Origin of the sequence: Streptomyces sp. AC550_RSS872, assembly GCF_019049285.1 — a bacterium.
GTDB lineage: Bacteria > Actinomycetota > Actinomycetes > Streptomycetales > Streptomycetaceae > Streptomyces.
The window spans coordinates 50950-76100 of record NZ_JAGMUL010000039.1; the positions used below are offsets into that span (position 1 = coordinate 50950).

Genomic DNA, 25151 nt, shown 5'->3' on the forward strand with positions numbered 1-25151 from the left:
GTACGCGCGCGTGAGGCTTGATCGAGGGCGGTCCCGGATGAACCGGGGCCGCCCCTGTCGTGCCCGTCGGCGATACTGGAAGACGCTGAACGCATCAGGGAAAGGCCACAGACGTGACTGAGATCGAGATCGGGCGCGGCAAGCGCGGCCGCCGGGCGTACGCCTTCGACGACATCGCCGTCGTCCCCAGCCGCCGTACGCGGGACCCGAAGGAGGTCTCGATCGCCTGGCAGATCGACGCCTACCGCTTCGAGCTGCCCTTCCTGGCCGCCCCCATGGACTCGGTCGTCTCCCCGGCCTCCGCGATCCGCATCGGCGAGCTCGGCGGCCTCGGCGTGCTGAACCTCGAAGGCCTGTGGACGCGGTACGAGGACCCGCAGCCGCTTCTCGACGAGATCGCGGAGCTGCCCACGGAGGCCGCCACCCGCCGCCTCCAGGAGATCTACGCCGCTCCCATCAAGGAGGAGCTGATCGGGCAGCGCATCAAGGAGGTGCGCGACTCGGGCGTGGTCACGGCCGCCGCGCTCTCCCCGCAGCGCACGGCCCAGTTCTCCAAGGCGGTCGTCGACGCCGGTGTGGACATCTTCGTCATCCGCGGGACGACGGTTTCGGCGGAGCACGTCTCGGGTGCGCACGAGCCGCTGAACCTGAAGCAGTTCATCTACGAGCTCGACGTCCCGGTGATCGTCGGCGGCTGTGCCACGTACACAGCGGCCCTGCACCTGATGCGGACGGGTGCCGCGGGCGTACTCGTGGGCTTCGGCGGCGGCGCCGCGCACACCACGCGCAACGTCCTCGGCATTCGCGTCCCGATGGCCACGGCGGTCGCGGACGTGGCGGCGGCCCGCCGTGACTACATGGACGAGTCCGGCGGCCGGTACGTCCACGTGATCGCGGACGGTGGCGTGGGCTGGTCCGGTGACCTGCCGAAGGCGATCGCCTGCGGGGCGGACGCCGTCATGATGGGCTCGCCGCTCGCGCGTGCCACGGACGCTCCGGGCAAGGGGTACCACTGGGGCATGGAGGCCGTGAACGAGGAGCTGCCGCGCGGCAAGAAGGTGCACCTGGGCACGGTCGGCACGATCGAGGAGGTGCTGGCGGGGCCGTCGCACACTCCCGACGGTTCGATGAACTTCTTCGGTGCGCTGCGGCGGGCGATGGCCACGACCGGGTACAGCGAGCTGAAGGAGTTCCAGCGGGTCGAGGTGACGGTGGCGGACTCGCAGCACCAGCGGTAGCCGGTACGGCTACGGCCGATACGTCAGGGAAGGGCCGGTCACTCCGGGTGGGGTGACCGGCCCTTTTGCGTGCCCAACGGCGGCTGCACGGGAGCGCGTTGTGCTGGTGGGGGCGCGCGGTTGCGTTTGGGGCGAATGTGGGCTGAACGGGCGTAGGGAGTCGGTGGTGTCCGTGATCGGCGACCCAAGCTCTCTGGGGCGCAGTGCCCGCTGCGGTGGGCTCCGTCTCTTGGGCGGTACCGGATCGCCCGCCTGGCGGCAGAGCGATGAGCGGCCGCCCCCACAAGAGCTAGGGGCGGACACTCATTACCAGCTGGAGCCCGCCGCCGGGCCGACAGGCTCCGAGTCCGTACGCTACCGACGCCAGGGAATGGCGCGCCACCAGCCTCAGAAGCACAACCACCCACACGCGCCCCCCGTCACAACCGATGCGCCGCCCCCGTAGGCGTAGCCCCCCGCGTGTCCAGCAGCAGCTGTGCCTTCACCGACAGCCCCTGGAGGTCGTACCGCCGGTGCTGCTGGAGCAGGATCGTCAGGTCGGCGTCGGCGGCGGCCTCGTACAGGGAGTCCGCGCGGGGGACCGGGCGGTCCAGGACGTTCCAGGACGGGATGTGCGGGTCGTGGTAGCTGAGGGAGGCGCCGAGCCGCATCAGGCGGACCGCGACCTCCTCGGCAGGCGTGGACTGCTGGTCGGCGAGGTCGGGCTTGTAGGTGACGCCGAGGAGGAGGATGCGGGCGCCGCGTGCGGACTTGCCGTGTTCGTTGAGGAGGGCGGCGGCGCGCTGGACGACGTACTGGGGCATCTGGTCGTTGACCTGCTGGGCCAGTTCGACCATGCGCAGGGTGCGGCCCGCGTGGGCGGTGAGGTCCTGGGGGACGGCGTGGCCGCCGACGCCGGGGCCGGGGCGGAAGGACTGGAAGCCGAAGGGCTTGGTCTCCGCGCAGCGGATGACGTCCCACAGGTCGACGCCCAAGTCGTGGCAGAGGACGGCCATTTCGTTGACGAGGGCGATGTTGACGTGCCGGAAGTTGGTCTCCAGGACCTGCACGGTCTCCGCCTCGCGCGGGCCACGCGCGCGTACCACCTTGTCGGTGAGGCGGCCGTAGAAGGCGGCGGCCGACTCGGTGCAGGCGGATGTGAGGCCGCCGATCACCTTGGGAGTGTTGGTGGGCGTGAAGTCGCGGTTGCCGGGGTCGATGCGGCTGGGGGAGTAGGCCAGGTGGAAGTCGCGGCCGGCGCGCATCCCCGAGCCCTCTTCGAGGAGGGGGCGCAGGAGGTTCTCGGTGGTGCCCGGCGGAACGGGCGACTCCAGGATGACGGTGGTGTGCGGGCGCAGCCGTGCGGCCAGAGTGCGGGCGGCCGCCTCCACCTGGCTCAGGTCGAGTCCGCCGCCCTCGCCGCGCGGGGTCGGCGCGCAGATGACTGCGGTGCGTACCCGGCCCAGCTCGGCGGGACTGGTGGCGTGCCGGAAGCCCCCCGAGAGCATCCGGCGCAGTTCCGCGGGGCTGAGGGAGGCGGCCTCGGGCCCGGTCCGGTAACCGAGCGTGGCGATGCCGGCCGCGACAGCGGCCTTGGCCAGCGGCAGGCCGTACGGGCCGAGTCCGATGACGGCGAGATCTGCGGGCATGGCGTGGGCCGTCCTTCCCAGTAACCGAAGTGGAGCAGGTGCGCAAGCCCTGTGGACAGATCGAGGGAGCGCAATGTCAGACTAGGAGTAAATATGACCGATTTACGGCATTGAATGATCGCGTTTCCGTGAGTGTTGTCCACAGGCTGGGGGCGCGTGGTGGCTGAACTCGGGCAACCCGGTCAGAATTTTGGGCAGGGGTGGTACGAAGCGGGCTTCGCCCGACGGGTGCGGCCTACGCGACCGATGAGCGGGAGGCAGCGGTGAGGACAGCGACACTGGGGCCGGCGGAGCGCGCCGAGTCACTGGCAGCAATGGCCGAGCGCGAGCTGGACCTACTGGTCGTGGGCGCCGGCGTGGTGGGCGCGGGCACCGCCCTCGACGCGGCGACCCGCGGACTGTCCACCGGCCTGGTCGAGGCCCGTGACTGGGCGTCGGGCACCTCCAGCAGGTCCAGCAAACTCATCCACGGCGGCCTGCGCTATCTGGAGATGCTCGACTTCGCCCTCGTACGCGAGGCGTTGAAGGAACGCGGGCTGCTGGTGTCGCGGCTGGCCCCGCATCTGGTGAAACCGGTGCCCTTCCTCTACCCGCTCCAGTACAAGGGCTGGGAGCGCCTGTACGCCGGTTCGGGCGTCCTGCTCTACGACGTCATGTCAATGGCCCGCAGCCACGGTCGCGGGATGCCCCTGCACCGCCACCTGAGCCGCCGTCACGCCCTGCGCATCGCCCCCGCGCTGAAGAAGGACGCCCTCGTCGGCGCGCTTCAGTACTACGACGCCCAGATGGACGACGCCCGCTATGTGGCCACCCTCGTGCGCACGGCGGCCGCCTACGGCGCGAAAGTCGCCAACCGCGCGCGCGTGACCGGGTTTCTGCGCGAGGGCGAACGTGTCGTCGGGGCCCGGGTGCAGGACGTCGAGGCGGGCGGGGAGTACGAGATCCGCGCCAAGCAGATCGTCAACGCGACCGGTGTGTGGACCGACGACACCCAGTCGATGGTGGGGGAGCGGGGGCAGTTCCACGTGCGCGCCTCCAAGGGCATCCACCTGGTCGTACCCAAGGACCGCATCCACTCCACGACAGGGCTGATCCTGCGCACCGAGAAGTCCGTCCTGTTCGTCATCCCCTGGGGCCGGCACTGGATCGTCGGCACCACCGACACCGACTGGGACCTCGACAAGGCCCACCCGGCCGCGTCCAGCGCGGACATCGACTACCTGCTGGAACACGTGAACTCGGTGCTCGCGGTGCCGCTGACCCGCGACGACGTGGAGGGCGTGTACGCGGGCCTGCGGCCGCTGCTCGCCGGCGAGTCGGACGCCACCAGCAAGCTCTCGCGCGAGCACACCGTGGCGCACCCCGTGCCCGGGCTCGTCGTCGTGGCGGGCGGCAAGTACACGACGTACCGGGTGATGGCCAAGGACGCGGTGGACGCGGCGGTGCACGGGCTCGACATGCGGGTCGCCGAGTGCGTTACCGAGGACATTCCGCTGGTGGGCGCGGAGGGGTACCGGGCGCTGTGGAACGCGCGTGCGCGGATCGCGGCACGGACGGGCATTCATGTGGTCCGGGTGGAGCACCTGTTGAACCGGTACGGCTCGCTGGCGGAGGAGCTGCTCGAACTCATCGCCGCCGACCCCACCCTGGGCGAGCCCCTGCAGTCCGCCGACGACTATCTGCGCGCCGAGGTCGTCTACGCCGCCTCGCACGAGGGCGCGCGGCATCTGGACGACGTCCTGACGCGGCGTACGCGCATCTCCATCGAGACGTTCGACCGGGGGACGCGGTGCGCCCGTGAGGCGGCCGAGCTGATGGCGCCGGTGCTGGGCTGGGACAAGGACCACATCGAGCGCGAGATCCAGCACTACGAGAAGCGGGTGGAGGCCGAGCGGGAGTCGCAGCGGCAGCCGGACGATCTGACGGCGGACGCGGCGCGGTTGGGGGCGCCGGACATCGTGCCGCTGTAGGGCATGCCAACTGCCCGGACACGGGAACGTCACTCGAACGGATGACGGAAGGCGGGATCTCCGCTCGAACCCCGACCGTTCTACCTGGTGCGAGGGCAGAACTCGGCGGCGAGCAGCCGGGGTTCGAGACCGGGATCCGCTATCGCCGTCGTGTTCACCCGGAAGGTCAGTACACGACGACCGCCGACGGTGGCCGCGGAGCGCACGTAGCTGCCGGAGATGCGCCCGTTGTGCCCCCAGACGACGGTGCCGCAGGGCAGTTTCACGGGAAAGAGTCCCATGCCGTACGAGCCATGTGCGGCACGGGTGTCGAGCATCTCGCGCAGCCAGCGCGGGGGCAGCAGGCGGCCGCCGAGCAGCGCGGCGTAGAAGCGGTCGAGGTCGGCGAGCGTGGTCACCAGCTCGCCCGAGGCGCCGGCCACCCGCGGGTCGAGTTCGGTGACATCGGTCCCGTCGGTGGCGTAGGCGTGGCCGTGCGGAGAGGGCAGGGAGGTGCGCGAGCCAGGGAAGGAAGTGCCGGTCAGACCCAGCGGAGCGATGACGCGGCGCTCGGTCTCGGCGGCGTAGGAGCGGCCGGTGACCTGCTCGATGACCAGGCCGAGCAGGACGTAGTTGGTGTTCGAGTAGGAGAAGGTGCCGGGTTCGGCAGGGGGGTGGGTGAGCGCGATGCGCACGGCCTGAAGCGGTGTGAGGGGGACGGCGCCCCCGGTCGCGGCGGTGAAGTCGTACAGGCCGCTGGTGTGGGTCAGCAGGGAACGAAGGGTCAGCGCGCGCCCGTCGTTGCCCGCCCCGCGCACCAGGCCCGGCAGGTACCGCTCCACCGGGTCGGAGAGCGACAGCCGTCCCTCGGCGGCCAGTTGCAGGACGACCGTCGCGATGAAGGTCTTGGTGATGCTGCCGGCCCGGAAGTGGTCGGCGCGGGCGATGCCCTGGCCGGCCCCGGCGTAATGGGTACCGGTCGCCTCGCGGGCCAGCAGGGCCGCGGCGGGGGCCTTGCCCCGGGTGAGCAGCCGCGGCAGCAGGGAGTCCGTGGCCCGTGCCGTGGAGGACGACGAGGCGAGGCGTGCCGAGGAGGAGGTGGGGGACAGACCGAGAAGTGCCGGGGCCACCAGGGCGATGAGCGCCAGGGCCACGGGGAGGGCCACCAGTGTCCGCGGTGCGCGGAGCAGGGGCATCGCCGGTCGTGCCATGTGGGTTCCTTCCCTTGTCGCGGCTCATCATGCCGGTCAAGCGGAACGCACGATTCACCGGGCCTCGGGCGCGCTGTGCGCTCAAGGCTCGGGCCGCGCGGTCGGGTGGCGGGACCAGGGGCACCCTGGGCGTCGGGCACTTGTCGGGTGAGAGACAATGGAGGCTCTGTCAGGGCGGGTTGTATGAGGGGACTCATGTCGGAGGCGGAGCGGGCGGGGACATCTCGTCAGGACACTCGGCAGGACGACCGCGAGCGTCTCCTCGCGGGGCGGTACCGGCTGGGCGGAGTGCTCGGCCGGGGCGGCATGGGCACGGTGTGGCGTGCCGTCGACGAGACGCTCGGGCGGACCGTCGCCGTCAAGGAGCTGCGGTTCCCGTCGAACATCGACGAGGAGGAGAAGCGGCGGCTGATCACGCGCACCCTGCGTGAGGCCAAGGCGATTGCGCGGATCCGCAACAACAGCGCTGTGACCGTGTTCGACGTGGTCGACGAGGACGACCGGCCGTGGATCGTGATGGAGCTCGTCGAGGGCAAGTCGCTCGCCGAGGTCATCCGCGAGGACGGTCTCCTGGAGCCCAAGCGGGCGGCCGAGGTGGGCCTCGCCGTGCTCGACGTGCTGCGGTCCGCGCACCGTGAGGGCATCCTGCACCGTGATGTGAAGCCGTCGAACGTCCTGCTGGAGTCCGACACCGACCGGGTCGTGCTCACCGACTTCGGCATCGCCCAGGTCGAGGGCGACCCCTCCATCACCTCGACCGGCATGCTCGTCGGCGCGCCCTCCTACATCTCCCCGGAGCGGGCCCGCGGTCACAAGCCGGGCCCCGCGGCCGACCTGTGGTCGCTGGGCGGGCTGTTGTACGCGTCGGTCGAGGGGACGCCGCCGTACGACAAGGGTTCCGCCATCGCGACGCTCACGGCGGTGATGACCGAGCCGCTGGAGGAGCCGAAGAACGCGGGACCGCTGAAGGACGTCATCTACGGTCTGCTCACCAAGGACCCCGAGAAGCGGCTCGACGACGCCGGTGCGCGGGCGATGCTCAACGCCGTCATCCATGCGCCCGCGCCCAAGGCCGAGCCGGAGCCGGCGGACGCGACGAAGGTCGTGCCGTTGCCGCCGCAGCCCGGTGCGCCCGAGCGCAAGGGCCGTTCGGGCGCCGGGTCCGGGAGCAAGCGGGGCGAGGAGGCCGGGGAGCGGTTGCGCGGGGCGCTGCGTTCCGTGCGGAAGGCCGCGGCGGGTGCGGGGGCGGCCGGTGCGGGCGCCACTCGTACCAAGTCCGGGAGTGAGACGGCTGTCTCGCAGTCCGGTGGGGCAACCACGGGAGTGGGCGGGGCCGGGGCGTCGTCGAAGGCCGGGGGTTCGGGTTCGGGCCCGGCTTCCGGGGCTGGGGCGGTGGGAGCCGCTGCCGGTTCGCATGCCGGGGCCGGGTCCGGGGCCGGCCCCGGTGCCGGCGGCAGCGTCGGCGACTCTTCCGGTGGCGGTGAGCGGGACGCGGAGTCGGCGAAGGGGCAGAGCGGGGGCCGCAGTTCCGGGTGGCCCGTGATGACGCCGCCGGATCTGCCGCCGCGGCCCGTGCCGAGGGCGCCGCTCACCGATGTGGTGCCGAAGCGGACCTTGGTGATCATCGCGGTGGCCGTGGCGCTCGTCGTGCTCGGAGTGGTGCTGGCCCTCGTGTTCGGTGACGACGGCGGCTCGAAGTCATCGGCGAACGGCGGCGGGGACAAGGCTTCCGCCAAGGCGAGCGCCAGTGCCGGCACCAAGACGGACGAGAACGACGGCACTCGGGCGGACGGCGAGAAGTCCGCGTCCGCGACGACCGGGTCGGGGTCCGGGAAGACGCCGAGCGCCGAGGCGAGCGCGACCGGTGGGAGCGGTGCCGAGGCGGGGTCCGGGGGTGACAGCAAGGTCGCCTCGACCCACAAGGGGGGCCAGGGGTACTCGATCGGGCTGCCCGAGGGGTGGAAGTTCCAGTCCTCGGCGTCGGCGGGCGACCGGTTCACCGGGCCCGACGGGCAGAAGCTCCTCGTCGCCTGGACCTCCACGCCGAAGGGCGACCCGGTGACGGACTGGAAGAACCAGGAACAGGGCATGGTCCGCTCGCAGTACAAGCGCATCCGCATAGAGGAGGTGAACTACCGCGACTGGAACACGGCCGACTGGGAGTTCACCTATGTCGAGGGCGGGACGAAGTACCGCACGATCGACCGTGGGTTCGTGGTGAACGACCATCTCGGACATGCGCTGATGTACACGGCGAAAGCTTCGAATTGGGACAGTGGGCTGCGCAAGGACACGTGGAAGACGCTGACGGAATCGTTCAAGCCGAAGTCGTGAAGTGAGCGGAATTCGGTTTGGCCTCGCGACGGCCGGGATTGAGTCGTGAGATCCGGCAACCCCGCTTTGCGAGTTGCCTCCGGCACGTATCGTGAATGCTTGCGGACCGTACGCATTTGGTCGTGCGTCCGGAACGGGACGCAAGACGAACGGAATTGACCAACCGGGCGGCCGGGGGAGGCAACGTGGACGACTATGCGGGTCGGGTGCTAGCCGACCGCTACCGCCTGCCGTTGCCGCCCTCGGACGAGTACGAACTCACCGAGACCCGCGCCTTCGACACCTACAGCGGTCAGGAAGTCCTGGTTCGGCAGGTGCCGTTGCCCGAGGTCGTCGAGGCGGAGGTGCTGGACGCCGAGGGGCTGCCCGACGGGTTCACGGCACGGGAGACGCGGGAGCGCGGTGCGGGGCGGCGTTCCCCGTCCCGGGTGAGTACGCGTCGGCCCAGCGAGCCCGCCGTGCGGCGGGCGGTCGAGGCGGCGCAGGCCGCGGCGCGGATCCCCGACCATCCGCGGCTGGACCAGGTCTTCGACGTGTTCGCCGAGGGCGGTTCGCTGTGGATAGTGAGCGAGTTCGTGGCCGCGCGCCCGCTGGCCGCGCTGCTCGCCGAGAAGCCGCTGACGCCGTATCGGGCGGCCGAGGTCGCCTCCGACGTCCTCATGGCGCTGCGGGTGCTGCATGCGCACGGCTGGGTCCACCGGAACATCACCGCCCGCACGGTGCTCGTCTGCGACGACGGCCGGGTGATGCTCACCGGGCTCGCGGTCGGGGCCGCGGAGGAGGCGCTGTGCGGGTATGACCCGGTGCCGGTCGAGGACGGTGACGGGAGCGGGGGCGGGGGCGGCGCGTCCGGGACCTTCGGTGGCGGGCCTGGCGGCGCGGGGGGACTCGTGCCTCCCGGCTCACGCGCGGGTGAGACGGCGATCGGTGGACCCGGCGTGGCCGGTGCGGACCCCGAGGCCGCTCGGCGTGCCGCCATCGAGGCGCGTGCGGCCGGAGCGCTGCCGGTGCCCGGGGCCGACGCGGGCACCGGGACCGGGACCGGGACCGAGGCGCCGGGCGGTGCCCTGGAAACCGGCGGGGACATCAGGGCCGCGCGGGCCGGAGCAATCGCCGCATACCGGGCGGGTGCCCGAGCCGCGGCCCGGGTGCAGGAGACGCAGCAGAACGGGCGCGCCGCGCTGCCCGGCGCCCGCCCGGCGCCCGAGGACGGCCCCGCCGCCCTGGCCGACGGCGCGGCGCAGCAGCCGTACGGCTCCGGCGGCGGCACCGCCACGCCCCCGGGCCGGATCGCAGACCCGTACGGGGTACAGGCCCCCTCCTGGCCCGGTGCCGCACCCCGAAGCGGGGCTCCCGGCGCACCGACGGACGACGGGCGCGGCCGTACGGCACTCCCCGCGGCCGGACCGGACGCCGGAGGGCCGATGGCAGGCGGCATCACGGCTGCCAGTCGCGAGGCGTTCCCCACAGGCGTCCCCGCCCCGGGCGCGGGCGGCTCCCCGACCCCGGGCGTTTCTGTCCCCGGTGCCGGTGGTCTTCCCCCGCACGGTGTGCCCGGGCAGGGCGGTCTCGGCTCCCCCGTTCCAGGCGCGGGCGGCATTTCCGTGCCGGGGGGCACCGTCCCTGGTGCCGGTGGCCTTCCCCCGCACGGCGTGCCCGGGCAGGGCGGTCTTGGCTCCCCCGCTCCAGGCGCGGGCGGCGTTCCCGTGCCGGGGGGCACCGTCCCTGGCGCCGGTGGCCTTCCCGGTCAGGGTGTGCCTGGTCAGGGCGTGCCCGCGCAAGGTGCGCACGGGTTCTCCGCGCAAGGTGCGCCCGGGTCCTCCGCGCGAGGCGTGACCGCCGGTGGCCCCGCCTCTCACCCCCCAGCCCGCTGGGACGACCTCGTGACCGGTACCCCCGCTCACCGTGGACCCACCACCGCGCTCGCCGCTGAGCGGGCGCGGCAGGCGCGGATGGCCGTTGTCGGACCGGTGACCGAGCGGTGGGCGCCGGAGCAGGCCGGGCCGGTGCATGAGAACTGGCAGCTTGCCGCGCCGATCGGGCCCGCCACCGACCTGTGGGCTCTCGGCGCGCTGCTCTTCAGGGCCGTGCAGGGGCATGCGCCGTATCCGGAGGAGTCGACGGCCGAGCTCGTGCAGATGGTGTGCGCGGAGCCGCCCGCCTTCGCCGAGGAGTGCGGGCCGCTCAGGCCGGTCGTGGAGTCACTGCTGCGCCAGGACCCCACCGAGCGCCTCGACTTCGAGGAGCTGCGGGGCTGGCTGCGCTCGCTCGTGCGATCCGCGCCCGAGCCGGAGGCCGGCACGCATGTCGTCGCCGCCCCGCCGGTCGACCCCAACCGGCTGCCGATCGTGCGGCGCCGGGGCGAGCTGGTGCGCAGACGGCGGGCCGGGCTGCCCGCGCATCACGGGCGGCACAAGCGGGCCAGGCGGGAGGCGGAGCATTCGCCCCGCAGGCTCGGGCGTACGTTGCTGGTGCTCGTGCTGCTCGGGATGGCCGCGGCCATCGCGTACGCCATGCTGTTCATGCCGAAGGCCGACCAGGGCGACGGCGCCCCGGCCGACGCGGGCCGCAGCGGCGCCGCGGGCCGGGCCGACGGGGCGGAACCCGAGCAGTCCGCCGAGGCGAGCAGTGAGCCACGGCCCGAACAGACCTCCCCGGGATCCGGCAACGACCCCTCGGAGTCTGCCGGTTCGACCGAGACTCAGACCAACAGCCCCGACGACCCCGACGTCCCGGACGGATTCACCCTGCGCAAGGACACGGCCGGGTTCCAGATCGCCGTCGCCAACGGGTGGAACCGCACCCCGGAGAACGGCAGCGGGCAGGTCGTGTACTCGCACGGCGACTTCGACCTCGTCGTCGTGGCGGGCCGGGACACCGCGGACCAGTACGGCAGCGACCCGATGGTCTACCAGCGGGAGCACGAGCGGGAGTTGCAGCCCTACCGCGACTCCAGCTGGGCCTCCTCGGGTGGGCTGAAGACCATTCAGGTCGGCGAGCGGGTCATGGCCGAGGGGCAGTTCACCTGGACCGACGACCAGGGGCGCGAGCTGTTCGTGCGCAATGTCGCGATCCTGGTCGACGGGCGGTACCACGTGGTGCAGGTGCGCGGCCCGGAGGCCGAGCGGGACGAGGTGACGCGGCTGTTCGAGCAGGCGTCGGCGACGTATCAGGTCACCGGGTGATTGCGTCCGTGAACCCTGTGTGACAGCCGCTCCAGGTTGCTTCCCGGCGCCGAAAGCGACAACCATCACAGTGCGGTCTCCTTGGCACCCCCGTGGTTCCGGTCGCGTCGGCCGGTCCTTAACCTGGCCCTGTCAAGAGCATTGCGGGGCAACGTGAATCAGATGCAGGGCCAGCTCGTTTCGGGCCGCTACCGGCTCGCCGACGCGATCGGCAGCGGCGGTATGGGGCGGGTGTGGCGTGCCCACGACGAGGTGCTGCACCGGGCCGTCGCGATCAAGGAGCTGACCGCGGCGCTCTATGTCTCCGAGAGCGACCAGGAGCGGCTGCTCGCCCGCACCCGCGCCGAGGCCCGCGCCGCCGCCCGCATCAACCACTCGGCCGTGGTCACCGTGCACGACGTGCTGGAGCACGACGGACGGCCGTGGATCGTGATGGAGCTGGTCGAGGGGCACTCGCTGGCCGACGCGGTCAAGGAGCAGGGGCGCGTCGAGCCGGCCGAGGCCGCCCGGATCGGCCTGTGGGTGCTGCGGGCGCTGCGCGCCGCCCACTCCGCCGGCGTCCTGCACCGCGACATCAAGCCCGGCAACGTCCTGCTCGCCGAGGACCGCCGCGTCCTCCTCACCGACTTCGGCATCGCCCAGATCGAGGGCGACACCACCATCACCCGCACCGGCGAGGTCGTCGGCTCGGTCGACTATCTCGCCCCCGAGCGCGTCCGCGGCCACGACCCCGGTCCCGCCTCCGACCTGTGGGCGCTCGGCGCGACGCTCTACACGGCTGTCGAGGGCCGTTCGCCCTTCCGCCGGACCTCGCCGCTCGGCACCATGCAGGCCGTCGTCGAGGAGGAGGCCGCCGAGCTCCAGCACGCCGGCCCGCTCACGCCCGTGATCAGCGCCCTGCTGCGCAAGGATCCGGCCACCCGGCCCGACGCCGCCGAGGCCGAGCAGATGCTGGCCGAGGCGGCCGAGGGAAGGCGGCCGAACGCGGCGCAGGCATACGTGCCGACCCAGCACAGCACCCGCTACGAGCCGGAGCCGCGCACAGGGTCCACGTACGGCGGGGGAACCGCGCCCACCGCACCCACCGGGGCCGCGACCGCGGCGACCGGCACGCCGTATCCGCCGATGGCGGGCTCGACGGTGATCGGCGGACCGTACGACACCGCGGGCAGCGGTACCGGTAGCGGTACCGGAAGCGGCACCGGCGCCGCGCCCGGCCGGCCGTCCCGGCGCCGTCGTCGGCTGCGTACGCTCGCCCTCGTCGTCGCGCTCGCGGCGATCGTGGGCGGGGGCACCGCGGTGGTGCTCCAGACATGGGGGCCGCAGAGCGGCGACCCGTCCGTATCGACCCCGCCCGACCCCACGGCGAGCGAGTCGCCGAGCCCCGAGGCGGACGACCCCTCGTCCTGGGTCCCCTACAAGGACCCCCTGGGCTTCACCCTCTACCTGCCCAAGGGCTGGAAGCGGGAGGTGGTCGGCAAGGAGATCGACGGCCTCCAGCAGGTCGACTACACGCCCGACGGCGGCGAGCACTTCGTCCGTATCGCCGTCGACACCTCGCCCGACTTCGCGAACGCCTACGACCACCAGCGCGACCTGGCGCAGCAGTTGGGGCGGAAGCTGGTCGACTACGAGACCGTGTACCTGAAGAAGGACCTCTACCGCGACCGCGAGGGCTCCCTGTGGGAGTACACGTGGACCGCGCTGGCCAAGGACACGCCCTTCCCCGGGCCGCGCCGGGCCATCGACCAGGCGTACATCGACCGGGACGGCACGGAGTACGCGATCTACATGTCCGCGCCCGAGTCGGACTGGGCGGCCACGCGCAAGCAGTTCACGGCGGTGCTGCAACGCTGGCAGACGAGCGGATCCTGAGGGTCCGGCGGACCGTCGAGCGGCTTTTGAAACCCTTTGCTCCTTTGCAGAGTTGGCCGATCGGCGCCCCGGAGTCGATCCGTCCGGTGCTGCATGATGGGGCGCATGGGGACCGAGGGTGCCAACTTCCGTGTGATCGCGGGGCGTTACCGCCTTGAGGCGCAGCTCGGTCGCGGCGGCATGGGCGTCGTGTGGCGGGCGACCGACCAGTTGCTCGGCCGGCAGGTGGCCGTCAAGGAACTCCCTCTCGACGAGACCCTCACCGCGGCCGAGGCGCGGCGCCAGCGCGAGCGCACACTGCGCGAGGCCCAGGCGGTGGCGCAGCTGAGCCATCCGCACGTCATCGTCGTCCACGACATCCTGGAGGACGACGAACGCCCGTACATCGTCATGGAACTGGTCGACGGGGACTCCCTGGCCGACCGGATCGCGGCGCACGGGACCGTCGACGCGCACGAGGCCGCCCGGATCGGCGTCGACCTGCTGAGCGCGCTGCGCACGGCCCACGCCGCCGGGGTCCTGCACCGGGACATCACACCGGCCAACGTGCTCATCGAGAACGGCACCGACCGGGTCGTCCTCACCGACTTCGGCATCGCCCAGGTGCCGGGCACCTCCACGCTCACCGAGTCCGGGTCCTTCGTCGGCTCGCCCGAGTACACCGCGCCCGAGCGGATGTCCGGCTCCAGGACCGGTCCCGCAGCCGACCTGTGGTCCGTGGGTGCGCTGCTGTGCGCGGCACTGAGCGGCGAATCGCCCTTCCGGCGCGACTCGTTGAGCGGCATCGTGCTCGCCGTGGTGTCCGACGAGATACGTCCGCCCGCGCAGGCGGCGCCGATCCTGGCGGTCGTCGCGGGGCTGCTGGAACGGGACCCTGCGCTGCGGCTGGACGCGGCGGAGGCCGAGCGGATGCTGCGGGAGTTCCTGGAGACGGGCGGTGTGTCCGTGCCGAAACGGTTCGGCAGGACCGTCGCCGCCATGCCGGGCGGCGTCCCGGCGGAGCGCCGGCAGTCGACCCGCAGCATGCTGGCCACCGTGGTGCTGGTCGCCGCGATGGCGGTGGCGGGGGTGTCGGCGGCGGCGCTGCTGGTGAACGGGGGCGGGGACGGGGGTGTGGTGCCGGCCAGTTCGGTGCCGACGAGCCCCTCGACGAAACCCGGCACCGCGAGCCCGTCCAGCACGCCGAGCACGCCGAACGCGCCGAACGCGCCGAGCACGCCGAACGCGCCGAACGCGCCGAACGCGCCGAACGCGCCGAGCACGCCCGGCCCGTCCTCCTCGTCCACCTTCTCGAGTCCCGTGGCCACCAACTCCGAATAAACGGGAGATAAGCGGCGACCCGAGTCACGGCTCTGTGACCGGAAAGCATTCACGCTGGATGTCGAACCGCTTGCCGCGATATGGATGGACGCATGAGCAGCAACGGGGGAGCCCCTTACCGGTCCGACGAGCCGACGAGTTTCGAACTGCAACCTCCGCAGCCGAACCTGCCCCCGGCCGTCCCCCACCCGGACAACCCGTACGCGACGCCCACCCCGCATACCCCGCCCACCGCGCCCACCGCGCCCGCTCCGGACCCCGGCGCCGGACGCCTGATAGCCGGCCGTTACCGACTGCTCGCCAAGCTCGGGCACGGCGGTATGGGCACCGTCTGGCGGGCCAAGGACGAGACGGTGGACCGGGAGGTCGCCGTCAAGGAGCCCCGCGTACCGGATCACCTTCCCGAACGCGAACGTGCCAACGCGTTCGAGCGCATGCGCCGCGAGGCACGTGCCGCGGCCCGGCTCGACCATCCCGCGGTCGTGAACGTGCATGACGTCGCCGTCGTGGACGGCCGGCCGTGGATCGTGATGGAGCTGGTGCAGGGCCGTTCGCTGGGCGACGCCCTCCAGGAGGGCACCCTCGGGGCCCGGGACGCGGCGAGAATCGGCCTCGAAGTGCTCGGCGCGCTGGAGGCCGCGCACGCGGCGGGCATCCTGCACCGCGACGTGAAGCCGGACAACGTCCTGCTCGGCCGCCACGAGCGCGTCGTCCTCACCGACTTCGGCATCGCCCAGATCGAGGGCGAGACCAATCTGACCGACACCGGCGGCTTCGTCGGCTCGCCCGAGTACATCGCGCCGGAGCGGGTGCTGGGCCAGCGCCCGGGACCGACGAGCGACCTGTGGTCCCTGGGCGTCGTCCTGTACGCGGCGACGGAGGGCGTCTCGCCATTCCGCCGCAGCAACACCCCGGCCACCCTCCAGTCGGTCCTCAACGCCACGCCCGCACCACCCGCCGCGGCCCAGGGCCCGCTCGCCGAGGCCATCAACGGCCTGCTCCAGAAGGACCCGGCGCGCCGTCCCGACGCCGCGCGGACGCGTGCGCTGCTGGAACAGACGGCCAACCCGCCGGTGCAGGCCGCCACCCAGGTCGTACGGATACCCGAGAGCGTCAAGAGAGGCATCCGGCTGGGACCCAAGGCGCTGCTGGGCATCGGTGCGGCCGTGGTCGCGGGGGCGGTGGCCGCGTATCTGGTCGTCGCCGATCCGTTCGCGGGGCCGTTGCCGGACGGCTGGAAGGTCCGTGAGGAGAAGGCCCTCGGCGCTTCCCTCGCGGTCCCCGACGGCTACAAGCGGGGCGTGCCCGAGGAGACGGACGACGATCACTGGGTGACGTACACCGACCAGAGCGGTGCCCTCTGGATCGGCCTGAGGCTCGACAAGAAGGCCGAGGACACGGGCAACAGCATCGCCGACTCCGCGGCTGCCGAGATGTACGACGACAACAGCGACTTCAAGGAAGGCACCGCCTACGACCTCAGCATGGCCAAGGGGGCGGAGACCAAGCCGGAGGGCGAGACCACGTACCAGGACAAGCCGGCCGCCGAGAACACCGTCGTCTACGCCACCACCGACAGCCAGAACCCGCGCCCGCGCGAGATGAGGGTCTTCTACTACAAGACCTCGGCCGGGGACATGTACAAGCTCACCATCGACTACCCCGGCAAGGGCGACTTCACGGAGCGCGGTCGCGAGGTGGCGCGGACGGCCATCGCCAACCTGGACCTCGACAGACTCTGAACTGGCCAAGGGCCGGTTCCGCAAGGTAGTCATGGGACATGAACGATGACGGTGGCCGCACCGGGCCCAACGGGCGGGTGATCGGCGGGCGTTACCGCCTGATCGAGCGCATCGGCTCCGGCGGCATGGGCACCGTCTGGCGGGCGTTCGACGAACTGGTGGGCCGCGAAGTCGCCGTCAAACAGCCGAGGTTGCCCGGCGACCCGGAGGACGCGGCCCATCGGCGCGCCGCCCACCGGCTCCACCGTGAGGCCCGCGCCGCCGCCCGCGTCGAGCATCCGGCGGCCGTCGCCATCCATGACGTCGTCGTCGAGGACACGCTGCCCTGGATCGTCATGGAGCTGGTCCGCGGGGAGTCCCTGCACGAGGTTCTCCGGCGCGGCCCGGTGGAGGCGACCGAGGCCGCCCGTATCGGCCTCGCCGTCCTCGGTGCCCTGCGGGCCGCGCACGCCGTCGGCATCGTCCACCGCGACGTCAAGCCGGCCAACGTGCTGCTGGGCGCGCACGACCGTGTCGTCCTCACCGACTTCGGCATCGCCCACATCCAGGGTGAGGAGTCCCTCACCGTCAGCGGCGAGTTCGTCGGCTCCCTGGAGTTCATCGCCCCCGAGCGGATGTCCGGCCGCGGCGCCGGCCCCGCCTCCGACCTGTGGTCGCTGGGTGTTCTCCTGTACGCGGCCGTCGAGGGCTGGTCCCCCTTCCGCCGTACGACCCTGGAGTCCACGCTCGCCGCGATCCTCGCCGCCGACCCGCCCGAGCCGAAGCAGGCGGGACCGCTGGGGTCGCTGATCGTGCGGCTGCTGGTGAAGGACCCCGAGCGGCGGCCCGGCGCGGACGAGGTCGAGGCGGTGCTGGAGGCGGTGGCGGAGGGATGGCCGGTGCCGGCGCCCTCCGGGGGCCCGGCAGGGGCGGGGCTCCAGGATGCTTCGGGGCTGCGGGAGTTCGCCGAGGATTCGGGGACGGTACGGCTGAGGGGCGAAGCGGCGCCCGGGCAGACGGACGAGCCGGAGCCCGAGCCGATATCCGGTGCGAGCCCGGAAGCCGGGCCCGAGCCGAAGTCCGAAGCCACCGAGGGAACCTCTGACGCCGAGGAGAACGGACCTCCCACGGCCTCCGGGCCCCAGCGCCGCTCCTGGGTGCTGCGCCCCGTCCCGGTCGCCACCCTCGGCGTCCTCCTGGTCGGCGGTACCTGGTTCACCACCTCCTCCTTCCTCGTCGACAACGACGACGGCAAGGTGATGAACCCCGTCCACACCGCCCCCCTCGCCCCGGCGCCCGCCCCCAGCCCCACCGCTCTCACCTGGACCAGGCACCGGGAGGAGAAGCTGAGCGCTGTCCTCTCCGTGCCGAGCCGGTACGAGCTGTTCCACCGTCAGGGCAGCGCGACCGACCAACCCCGGCTCGTGATCTACGAGGGCGACCGCATCAGCGTCCGGCTCACCCGGTGGGACAAGGTCTCCGGGCCGCTCAAGAGCCAAGCGGACCTGCACTCCGGTTACTGGAAACTGACGGACGACAAGGCATCGACCCAGTACAACGACACCAGCTTCCAGGGCTACGACGCCGTCCTCGCCGACACCACCTATGAGGACGGCGACGTCCCGACCCGGGTGATGGAGCTGTTCGTCATGACCGACGACGCGCGCCTGTACGCACTCCGCGTCAAGATGCCCAAGGGAACCGCGCGCGAGAAGGAAGGCACCGCCGTCTACAAGGGCGCCCGTGACCGACTCGAGATCGAGTGACCCGCCATCGACCCCGGCAACGCCCTGATCAGCGCGTTTGTTGCCAGTGGACACTGGCGGCGTGTGAGCACTCGGTGAATCCCCGTTACTGACGGGTACACAAAGCCCGGCCCTCCGGCATACCCTGCGCCTCATGACGGACGCGCAGGCCCCGGCCAAGACCGGCACGAACCCCCTCGCCCCCGCCCCGGAGGGCGCCCGTACCGCAGCCGACGTGGTCACCCCCGAGCTGGTGGCCCAGCTCACCAAGGGCGTGGTCGGCTCCGGTCGCACCGCCAACCACACGCCGTTCACCGGCGAGAAGCTGGCCGACCTGCCCGAATCGACGCCCGAGGACGTGCGGCAGGCCTTCGAGGCGGCCCGCACGGCCCAGGCCGTCTGGGCGCAGGTTCCGGTACGGCAGCGTGCCGCCGTCCTGCTCCGCTTCCACGACCTGGTGCTCGAACGCCAGGCCGAGGTCCTCGACCTCATCCAGCTGGAGACCGGCAAGGCCCGTCTGCACGCCCACGAGGAGGTGCAGGCCGTAGCCGTCGCGGCCCGCCATTACGGCCGTAAGGCCCCCGCCTACCTCAGGCCGAAGCGGCACGCGGGCGCCATGCCCACGCTCACCCGCGTCACCGAACTGCGCCACCCGCGCGGCGTCGTGGGTCAGATCGCCCCCTGGAACTACCCCCTGGAGCTGTCCGTCGGCGACGCGCTCCCGGCGTTCGTCACGGGCAACGCGGTCGTCATGAAGCCGGACACGGAGACCTGCCTGACCGCTCTCTGGGCCCGTGACCTGCTCATCGAGGCAGGCCTGCCCGCCGACGTCTTCCAGGTCGTCCTCGGCGACGGCCCGGTCGTCGGCCCCGAGGTCGTCAGGCACGCCGACTACGTCTCCTTCACCGGCTCAACCCGCACCGGCCGCGAGGTCGCCCAGGGCGCAGCCGCCCGTCTGGTCGGCGTCTCCCTCGAACTCGGCGGCAAGAACGCCATGCTGGTCCTTCAGGACGCCGACGTGGAGAAGGCCGCCGCGGGCGCCGTCCGCGCCTGCTTCTCCTCCGCCGGCCAGCTCTGCATCTCCATCGAGCGGCTCTACGTCCACGAGTCGATCGCGGACGCCTTCGTCGAGCGTTTCGCCGCCCGCACCAAGGCGATGCGGCTCGGCAAGTCCCTCACCTACGGCGCCGACATGGGGTCCCTGGTCGGCGAGCGGCAGCTGGAGACGGTCACCCGGCATGTGGAGGAGGCCGTCGCGAAGGGCGCGAAGCTGGTCGCCGGCGGCACGGCCCGCCCCGACATCGGCCCGTACTTCTTCGAGCCGACCATCCTCGACGGCGTCGAGCCCGAGATGAGCGTCTGCGCCGAGGAGACCTTCGGTCCGGTCGTCTCCATCTACCGTTTCAAGACCGAGGACGAGGCGATCGAACACGCCAACTCCACGCCGTACGGCCTCAACTCGTCGGTCTGGACGAAGAACGGCAGCCGCGGACGCGCGGTCGCCGCCCGCCTGCGCACCGGCACGGTGAACGTCAACGAGGGCTACGCCCCTGCCTACGGCAGCGTCCAGTCGCCCATGGGCGGCATGAAGGACTCCGGCCTCGGCCGCCGCCACGGCTCCGAGGGCATCCTCAAGTACACGGAGGCCCAGACGGTGGCCCAGCAGCGGCTGCTGCCGATGGCGCCGTCGCTGGGGATGGACGACGAGAAGTACGCGCAGTTCATGAGCCGCAGCCTCCGGCTCATGAAGGCCCTGCGCTTCAAGTAACAACCCCCTGTTCTCAACGAGGAGAGCACGTGCCACAGGACACCTATGACTACGACGTGATCGTCGTCGGCTCCGGCTTCGGCGGCTCCGTCACCGCCCTTCGCCTCACCGAGAAGGGCTACCGCGTAGGCGTCCTCGAAGCCGGCCGCCGCTGGACCCGCGAGACCCTCCCGAAAAACTCCTGGGACCTGAAGAACTACCTGTGGGCCCCCAAGCTCGGCATGTACGGCATCCAGCGCATCCACCTGCTCGGCAACGTCATGGTGCTGGCCGGCGCGGGCGTCGGCGGCGGCTCCCTCAACTACGCCAACACCCTCTACGTACCGCCGAAGGCCTTCTTCGACGACCCCCAGTGGCGGGACATCACCGACTGGCAGGAGGAGCTGAAGCCGTACTACGACCAGGCCCAGCGCATGCTCGGTGTACGGCTCAACCCGACGATGACCCCGTCCGACGTCCATCTCAAGGCGGCCGCCGAGAAGATGGGCGTCGGCGACAGCTTCCACATGGCGCCGGTCGGCGTCTTCTTCGGCGACGGCAAGGACGCCGAGGGGAAGGCACAGGTCAAGCCGGGTCAGGAGGTGGCCGACCCGTACTTCGGCGGGGCGGGCCCGGCGCGCAGGGCGTGCACGGAGTGCGGCGAGTGCATGACCGGCTGCCGCCACGGTGCGAAGAACACCCTCAACGAGAACTACCTCTACCTCGCCGAGAAGGCGGGCGCGGTCGTCCACCCCCTGACGACGGTCGTCTCGATCACCGACGACTCCCAGGGCGGGTACGCGGTGGCGACCCTGCCGACCGACCGGAGGAGGAAGGGCGAGGGCAGGCTGTTCAAGGCCCGCCGGGTGGTGATCGCGGCCGGGACGTACGGTACCCAGACCCTTCTGCACCGCATGAAGGCGGGCGGTCAACTCCCGTACCTCTCCGCGAAGCTGGGCGAGCTGACCCGCACCAACTCCGAGGCCCTCGTCGGCGCCCAGACCGACAACCGGCGCTACCGCAAGGTGACGGGCGGGACGAAGGTCGACTTCACGCGCGGGGTCGCCATCACGTCGTCCATCCATCCGGACGAGAACACCCACATCGAGCCGGTCCGCTACGGCAAGGGCTCCAACTCGATGGGCGGCCTGTCGATCCTCCAGGTCCCGTACGCGGAGGGCCGTTCGCGGGTGGGCGCCTGGCTGGCGAACGCGGCCCGCCACCCCCTCCTCGTCCTCCGCTCCCTCTCCAACCGCCGCTGGTCGGAGCGGACCATCATCGGCCTGGTGATGCAGTCGCTGGACAACTCGCTGACGACGTATCTGAAGCAGGACGGCGTCGGAAAGGGCCTGCTGACCGCCCGACAGGGCCACGGCGCCCCCAACCCCAAGCAGATCAGGGCCGCTTCGGAGGCCGCGTCGGTCATCGCGGCCGACATCAACGGCTTCGCCGGCTCCAACGTCGGCGAACTCATGGGCACCCCGCTCACCGCCCACTTCCTCGGCGGCTGCCCGATCGGCGACTCACCCGAGACCGGCGTGATCGACCCGTACCACCGGCTGTACGGCCACCCCGGCATCTCGGTCGTCGACGGAGCGGCCGTCTCGGCCAACCTCGGCGTCAACCCGTCCCTGACGATCACCGCACAAGCCGAACGGGCGATGTCCTACTGGCCCAACAAGGGCGAGGCAGACACACGCCCGGCCCAGGGCTCGGCGTACGAACGCCTCAAGCCGGTGGAGCCCCTGTCCCCGGCGGTACCCACGGAGGCGTTCGGGGCGCTGCGGCTGCCGTTCCTGGGGATGCCGACGGTGCCGCCGAAGCAGTAGGCGGCGCCGCGGGACGAGCCGCAGAGAAGGACCCACACAGAGAAGGACCTGCGCCCCCCTCCGAGCGCAGGTCCTTCTCTGTCTTGCCTAGAGCTTCGTGAGACTTACGCCTCCGCACCGCTCCGACGACGCTTCATCGCGAACATGACGCCGGCACCGGCGACAATGGCGATACCACCGATGGTGGCGATGGCCGGCGTGCTGGAGCTGGAGCCGGTCTCCGCGAGGCTGCCGGTGACGGGCTGCTCGCTGACGCCGCCCTGCGGCTTCTCCTCGGCCCCGTTCGACGGCTTCTCGGCGCCGGGCTTGGCCTCGCCCGGGTTCTCGTTCGACGAGCCGGCGGCCAGGACATCGAAGAACCAGCCGTCGCCGAAGCCCTCGGCGATGCAGTCCTCGCCGTTGATGTTGTCGACGTACGCACCGGTGCCGAAGTGGTAGGACTCACCGGCCGGGGCACCCTTGCGGATGTCCACCCGCAGGTCGATCTTGTTGAAGTCGCCGGGCTTCATCGTGTCGGTGCCCCAGAAGTAGGCACCGGCCAGGCCGTCCTCGCCCTCGATGCTCTCCCAGGCCTTCGTGCTGGGGTTGCGGAACTGGAGGTCGACGTACGGGCTGAGGGTCGGCTCCCAGGTCTCCCAGTACTTGGTGCTCTCGATCTCGGCGTAGAAGGCGACGTCCTTGAGCGTGACGTCGGAGGTGTTGGTGACCTTCAGGGAGAAGGAGTGCCAACCGCTGCCCGCCACGATCTTGCCCGGCAGGGCGCTGACCTCGGTCTCGAGCGCCTCCTCGGCGAACTCCTCGTCGACCTCTTCGCAGTACGGAAGGGGCTCTTCCTCCTCGGGGGTGCTCTCGCTGGGGCTCGGCGACGGAGAGGTGGAGGAGGTGGGCTTGTCGGTGGGCGCCGGCTCTTCGGTGGCCGGGGTCGTCGCGTCCTCGGTGGGCGCCGGCTCTTCGGTGGCCGGGGTCGTCGCGTCCTCGGTGGGCGCCGGCTCTTCGGTGGCCGGGGTCGTCGCGCCCTCGGTCGGCGCCGGGTCCTCGGGAGCCGACGTGGTCTCCGACGCCGTCGGCGCCGGGTCCGTGGCGAACGCCGCCGGCGCGGACAGCAGCGCGATCGGTGCTATGACGGCCGTCGTGGCCGCGGCGGCCAGGGCACGGCGAAGCTTCATGAAGACCTCGAAAGTCCGGAGTGCCGCGTGGCCGCAGCACTCGTGTCAGGGGAGGCCTCCGCGTGTGGGGCGCGGGTGTGGCCGTTGGTTCGCAGGGTTTGATCAGTGACGGCTGTGAATGGTTGTGCCCTCACTAACGGGTTTCTTATGTGGCCTGCATCACACGTCGGAAGGCTCTGATCAGTAGGCCGGACCTGACGTACGCTCAGCCGGCCGAACCCATCGAGAGAATGTGCACACCGCCGTGACCGACAAGCCATCCGACGGCTCGTCCATACCGGACGAAGCCTGGGAGAAGTTCGTCCAGGACGCCGAGAAGGCCTCTGCCTCCGCCCCGAAGGAACCCTCTGCCCGCGCCCGCATGGTCACCGAACGGCTGCGGCAGCAGGAGGCTCGGGGAGAGCTGCCTCCCGGCTGGCGGACCGGACCCGCCTGGCAGGAGATGAACGGGCGGGCCGCCCGGCGCCGCCGGCTGTGGGCCGTTCTCGGTGTGTCCCTCGCCGTCGCCGTGGCCGTCGTGGCGCTGCGGCCGTCCCTGATACCCGGCGACCCGTTCGGCACCACCGCCTCGCCCCCGAACGGCGTGGCCGCGTCGCCGCTCCCGGCGGAGACCGCCGCCCCGACGGCCGCGCCCGGCGCCGCCGATCCCGCCGTCCCCACCGTGGCCCGGCCGTTCGCCGGCTCGCCGGCCGAGCGCTGGGCCGACGGCGAGGCCGGCATCGTACTGCCGAAGGCAACCCGGGTCGGCACGCTGTCGAAGAGGCAGGTGGAGCAGGCGCTGCAACGGACCAGAAAGCTCCTCGTCGACGCCAACCTCGACCCGGCCACGCTCCGCGGCGAACGCCCGGAAACCGCCCTCGGCCTCATCGAGCCCCGCCAGACGGAACTGCTCGACCTGCTGACCACCGCGCTGCGCAAGCCGGACAAGGACCACGATCCGCTGTCGATGTTCAGCCGCTTCGACCCCGACGAGGTGCGGCTCGCCGGTGACGTCGTCAAGACGCGCGGGCGCATGACGTTCAAGGCCGGTGAGCACGCCTCCGTCGTCGTGCGCGCCGACTACACCTTCGTCTACCCGCTCGTCCGCGAGGGCTCGACCGAGGTGGCCCGCACCATCATCCGCCGGGTCGTCGACACCGAGTTCTCCGATCCGGCCAGGTACCAGGTCACTCCGGGGAAGATCGCCGTCCTTCGCTACGACCAGGAGATCGGCAACTCGGCCTGCGACGTGTACGACGGATACCTGCATCCGCAGTTCGACTCCGCGGCACCCACCGGCGCACCCCCCAGCGGCCCGACGACGGACCCGTACGACCGCAGCAAGGACCTCGAGGCGGACCCTGCGGAGGGATGCGGCACCGTCTCCCGCACCTGACGTGGGGCGAGCGGCATGAGAAGGGCCCCGCGGGACGGAGCCGCGGGGCCCTTCTTTCGTCAGCACCGACGTCAGGGCAGCGTCGGTGCCTGGGGAGCGGCGCCGGGGGGTTGCGCCGCTGGTCAAGGTCGGGGTGCGCCCGGGTGGTCACGGGGACCGGGGAGCTTCTTACGCATCGTGCTGGACGGACGCGGTCACCGCAACCGCTCGGCCCGCCCTTGTACTCCGTCCTGGGTCCCGCACTGCCTGTCGCCCTCCCCGCCGGTCGGCCCCGGGCGTCCCCGGAGCCGACCTTCTCTTGGGTGACCGGGCTGCTGTCCCCTGCCGTCCGGTCACTTTCCTGGAGCGAGGTCCCACGGCGTACGACACGATCCGTACGCCTCATCGCCCCAGCGAGCCACGCGTGGTTCTTTCGAGCCCGCCCCTGGCTGGCACGGACACCGGTACCAACGAAGGGGTGGCAGCGGCGTCACGCTCCGTACGAGTGAGAGGGAATGCGTACGTCTGTCCCCGGAACGTGGATTCAGATCCGGCCGCGGCACAGCTCCAGCAACGTCATCGCCAGCGAGGTGCCCGGCCTGCCCAGCGCCTCGCTGTAGTGGTTGAGGATCTCCATCTCGCGGGAGAGGTTCACGCGCCGGCCGCCCGAGGTGATCCGCGCCTCCTGGATCACCGCCGAGACGGCCATGCGTTCCTGGATCAGGCCGATGATCCGGTCGTCGAGCGCGTCGATGCGTTCCCGGGCACCGGTGATCACGTCGGCGGCCTCGGTGGTGTGCGCGCCGGTCTTCTCCGCTGTGGTGGCGGTCATCTCGGGGGCTCCTCGTC

The 25151-nt window shown here is 71.8% G+C and carries 15 protein-coding genes; 11 read left to right on the plus strand and 4 right to left on the minus strand.

The window, feature by feature from the left end; genetic code table 11:
• Positions 1-113: 113 nt before the first annotated feature.
• A complete protein-coding gene (locus KUM44_RS18100; RefSeq protein WP_217208974.1) occupies positions 114-1238 on the plus strand; it encodes a GuaB3 family IMP dehydrogenase-related protein in 1125 nt (374 codons plus the stop codon).
• A 419-nt stretch (positions 1239-1657) separates the two neighbouring features.
• Here KUM44_RS18100 and KUM44_RS18105 read toward each other — a convergent pair whose 3' ends face one another.
• Positions 1658-2866, minus strand: a complete 1209-nt coding sequence (locus tag KUM44_RS18105; protein WP_217208976.1) for a nucleotide sugar dehydrogenase — start codon at positions 2864-2866, stop codon at positions 1658-1660.
• A 263-nt stretch (positions 2867-3129) separates the two neighbouring features.
• Between KUM44_RS18105 and KUM44_RS18110 the strand changes: the two genes are divergently transcribed.
• Positions 3130-4836 (plus strand): glycerol-3-phosphate dehydrogenase/oxidase, encoded by a 1707-nt coding sequence (locus tag KUM44_RS18110; RefSeq protein WP_217208978.1) that lies wholly within the window; start codon positions 3130-3132, stop codon positions 4834-4836.
• A gap of 80 nt (positions 4837-4916) precedes the next feature.
• On the opposite strand, the gene KUM44_RS18115 is transcribed toward KUM44_RS18110, so the two are convergent.
• Positions 4917-6026, minus strand: a complete 1110-nt coding sequence (locus tag KUM44_RS18115) for a serine hydrolase (protein WP_254389687.1) — start codon at positions 6024-6026, stop codon at positions 4917-4919.
• Between the two features lie 195 nt (positions 6027-6221).
• On the opposite strand from KUM44_RS18115, the gene KUM44_RS18120 reads away from it, so the two are divergent.
• The 8 genes from KUM44_RS18120 to KUM44_RS18155 all read left to right on the plus strand — a co-directional run bounded on the left by KUM44_RS18120 (position 6222) and on the right by KUM44_RS18155 (position 21782).
• Positions 6222-8360: a serine/threonine-protein kinase gene (locus KUM44_RS18120; protein ID WP_217208980.1), complete on the plus strand. Its 2139-nt coding sequence runs from the start codon at positions 6222-6224 to the stop codon at positions 8358-8360.
• Between the two features lie 185 nt (positions 8361-8545).
• Positions 8546-11545, plus strand: a complete 3000-nt coding sequence (locus KUM44_RS18125; protein ID WP_217208981.1) for a protein kinase — start codon at positions 8546-8548, stop codon at positions 11543-11545.
• A 162-nt stretch (positions 11546-11707) separates the two neighbouring features.
• Positions 11708-13420 (plus strand): serine/threonine-protein kinase, encoded by a 1713-nt coding sequence (locus KUM44_RS18130; RefSeq protein WP_217208983.1) that lies wholly within the window; start codon positions 11708-11710, stop codon positions 13418-13420.
• 105 nt (positions 13421-13525) lie between these two features.
• Positions 13526-14740, plus strand: coding sequence for a serine/threonine-protein kinase (locus KUM44_RS18135; RefSeq protein ID WP_217208985.1), 1215 nt, complete (start codon positions 13526-13528; stop codon positions 14738-14740).
• Positions 14741-14832: 92 nt separating this feature from the next.
• Positions 14833-16482, plus strand: a complete 1650-nt coding sequence (locus KUM44_RS18140) for a serine/threonine-protein kinase (protein ID WP_217208987.1) — start codon at positions 14833-14835, stop codon at positions 16480-16482.
• A gap of 38 nt (positions 16483-16520) precedes the next feature.
• The gene (locus KUM44_RS18145) at positions 16521-18227 is read left to right on the plus strand and encodes a serine/threonine-protein kinase (protein WP_217208988.1); all 1707 of its coding nucleotides are present in this window, start codon (positions 16521-16523) and stop codon (positions 18225-18227) included.
• A 133-nt stretch (positions 18228-18360) separates the two neighbouring features.
• Positions 18361-19974 carry a succinic semialdehyde dehydrogenase gene (locus tag KUM44_RS18150; RefSeq protein WP_217208989.1) on the plus strand — a complete coding sequence of 538 codons (1614 nt, stop codon included), beginning with the start codon at positions 18361-18363 and terminating at the stop codon, positions 19972-19974.
• A 29-nt stretch (positions 19975-20003) separates the two neighbouring features.
• Positions 20004-21782, plus strand: a complete 1779-nt coding sequence (locus KUM44_RS18155; protein WP_217208990.1) for a GMC family oxidoreductase N-terminal domain-containing protein — start codon at positions 20004-20006, stop codon at positions 21780-21782.
• A gap of 104 nt (positions 21783-21886) precedes the next feature.
• Here KUM44_RS18155 and KUM44_RS18160 read toward each other — a convergent pair whose 3' ends face one another.
• A complete protein-coding gene (locus KUM44_RS18160; protein ID WP_217208991.1) occupies positions 21887-22948 on the minus strand; it encodes an LPXTG cell wall anchor domain-containing protein in 1062 nt (353 codons plus the stop codon).
• A gap of 244 nt (positions 22949-23192) precedes the next feature.
• Here KUM44_RS18160 and KUM44_RS18165 point away from each other — a divergent pair, with 244 nt between their 5' ends.
• A complete protein-coding gene (locus KUM44_RS18165) occupies positions 23193-24323 on the plus strand; it encodes a hypothetical protein (protein ID WP_217208992.1) in 1131 nt (376 codons plus the stop codon).
• Positions 24324-24846: 523 nt separating this feature from the next.
• Here KUM44_RS18165 and KUM44_RS18170 read toward each other — a convergent pair.
• A complete protein-coding gene (locus KUM44_RS18170) occupies positions 24847-25134 on the minus strand; it encodes a chorismate mutase (RefSeq protein WP_217208993.1) in 288 nt (95 codons plus the stop codon).
• Positions 25135-25151: the final 17 nt, after the last annotated feature.